At 69.4% G+C, this 2,569-nt stretch carries 2 protein-coding genes; both read left to right on the plus strand.

The annotated features are described in order from the left end of the window. On the plus strand, positions 1-730 hold a 730-nt coding region (locus tag E1267_RS43405; protein ID WP_220449960.1), incomplete at its 5' end, for a single-stranded DNA-binding protein. A gap of 612 nt (positions 731-1,342) precedes the next feature. Continuing rightward, a partial coding sequence (locus E1267_RS43410; protein ID WP_246064736.1) for a GGDEF domain-containing protein occupies positions 1,343-2,569 on the plus strand: 1,227 nt, incomplete at its 3' end.

Raw genomic sequence — 2,569 nt, forward strand, 5'->3', positions numbered from 1 at the left:
GATCGCGGGCACCCGGCCCGCCAGATGGGGAGGCACAGGGATGAATGACATCTACGTCACGCTGACCGGAAACGTCGCAGCAGAGCCGAGGCAATACAGCTTCGACGAAGGCACCAAGGTCACCTCGCTGAGGGTGCTCACCTCGCACCGCTACTTCGACAGGAAGACGGGCCAGTGGACAGACGGTGAGAAGGTCTGCTTCACGGTGCGCTGCTGGCGTGCCCTGGGAGACAACGTCGCGGCCTCGATCCGCGCCGGCCAGCCCGTGGTGGTGTCGGGCAAGTTGCGCATCCGCGAGTTCGGCGCCGAGGGCGACCGGCGCTTCGTGCCTGAGATCGAAGCCAGCGCCGTCGGGCACGACCTGCGCTGGGGCACCGGCGTCTTCACCAAGCCGGAGCGGGGCGGCGGGCTGGGCTCGATGAGCAAGGAGATGCGCGAGCGCCTGGACGAGGAGACCCGCGACTGGTCCATGGGCGCGCGCCCCCTCCGGCCTCTGTCCCGTCCCGAGCCCACCTCGCGAGCAGGCGCTTCAGGCACCGCCACCCCGACGTCCACGAGCGACGGCACCGGCGCCTTCGCCCAGCCGGAGGAGCACGCCGCCGCAGCCTTCGCCCAGCCGAAAGACGACACCGTCCGCATCCTGGGAGGCGAAGCCGAGCGTCCCAACGGCGAGGAGGGTTCCGGCGACGAGGACCAGTCCCTGAAGCTGGAAGAACGCGCGGCGGCCTAGACCCGCACAGGGGCATCGACGCCAGCCGACGCTCCCGTCCAAGCATCCCGGCCCACCCCAGCACCCACGGTGTCAGGGTGCTTGGACGGCGTCCCCATGCCCGACGGCTGAGCCGCCGGGGAGTGCTGTCGTCCGTGGGCGCACCGTCCGTGGGCGCACCGTCCGAGGGTGCGCCGTCCGTGTGTGCGCCGTCCGTGGGGCCGGCACGCACGGGGCGGGGTGCGAAGTGCGCCGGCCAGCCGGTGGGAGCCGTTCCGCGAGCAGGGCAAGGGTCACACGCTGGGAGAGATGGCAGGGGGTGGCTGGAGCGGAGTGGGAGGGGGCACCGGCATGGCCCGAAATGGCACCCCGAGGGCGGCCGATGGAGTGTAGCTCTGATCAGGTGACTAGAGCACCTGACAGGTCCAGGTCACGCCCCGCACCATGGCTGCTCCTTTCCAGCACTGCTCTACAACACTGCCCGCTCATGGGCTGAGAGGGAGTGGTCCGTATCAACGTATCGGGTTCCCATCGCACAAAGCACACTCCGCAATTATTGTGTTACACATCGTTAGTTGGGGAGGAGATGCGATGGCGGCTACTGGTCACGCCTCGATCAATTCTCGTGACGGTGTGTCAACACTGGCTGGTCGCTGGCCGTTGCTCGGGCAACGCCGCCCGCTCGTGGTCTATCTGTGCGCGATCGTCGGTCTCGACCTCATCGCGATGGTGGGGCTCGGGGCGTCCACCTCGTTGCGGTGGCGCGACCTGCTGATGTTCTGCGCCCTCATGGGTTGCGGCGCGGTCTGCATCGAGGCGACCAGACGCCTCGGCATGCCTTCCGGTGTCGCCCGCGACCTGCTGTCGGCCTGGTGGCTGCCCGTGGCGCTGCTGCTGCCTCCCGTCTATGCGCTCTTCTCGCCGATCGTGCTGCAGATCCTGCTGCAGGTGCGCGTGAAAGCGACGGTGCTCTATCGGCGGGTGTTCAGCTCGGCCGCGATCGGTCTGGCGGGGTGCACCGCCTCCCTCGCGTTCCACCATGTCGTCGACGACCCGTGGTCGCTGTCGCAGGGCGGCGGCGGGCCGATCTTCTACGCGGTGGGGGCGGCCGCCCTCTTCGCGCTGCTCAACATCTTCCTGATCGCGATCGCCGCGCACACCGCCGACCCCGAGACGCCCTGGCGCGAGGTGTTGTGGAACAAGGAGAGCCTGCTGCTTGACATCGTCGAGCTCTGCCTGGGCGTCACGGTGTCGATCGGCTGCGGCGTCAACCTCGTGCTGCTGCTCCTCGCGCTACCGCCGGTGGTGCTGCTGCAGCGCAGCCTCCTGCACGCCCAGCTCCAGGCCGCCGCCCGCACCGACGCCAAGACCGGTCTGCTCAACGCGGCCGCCTGGCAGCGCGAGGCCGACACGGAGATCGTCCGTTCCCGCCGCACCGGCGACACCCTGGCGTTGCTGATCATCGACATCGACCACTTCAAACGCGTCAACGACGCCCACGGGCACCTGGTGGGCGATCAGGTGCTGGTGGGGGTGGCGGCCACGCTCCGCAACCAGCTCCGCGACTACGACGTGGTGGGCAGGTTCGGCGGTGAGGAGTTCGTCGTGCTCCTGCCCGGGGCCGACAGTCACGAGGCACGCCGGGTCGCCGAACGCCTGCGCACCCGCATCGGCCACATGGCCATCCCCGCCGACGACGCGCTCATCAGGATCACGATCTCGGTCGGCGTAGCGTTGATCGGCGTGCACGGCGACGACCTGATCGAGCTGCTGGCCGCCGCCGACCTTGCCCTCTACCGAGCCAAGGAACTGGGCCGTGACCGCGTCTGCGTGCCCGCCGTCCAGCCGCCCCGACAACTC

It is taken from the genome of Nonomuraea longispora (genome assembly GCF_004348345.1).
Lineage (GTDB): Bacteria > Actinomycetota > Actinomycetes > Streptosporangiales > Streptosporangiaceae > Nonomuraea > Nonomuraea longispora.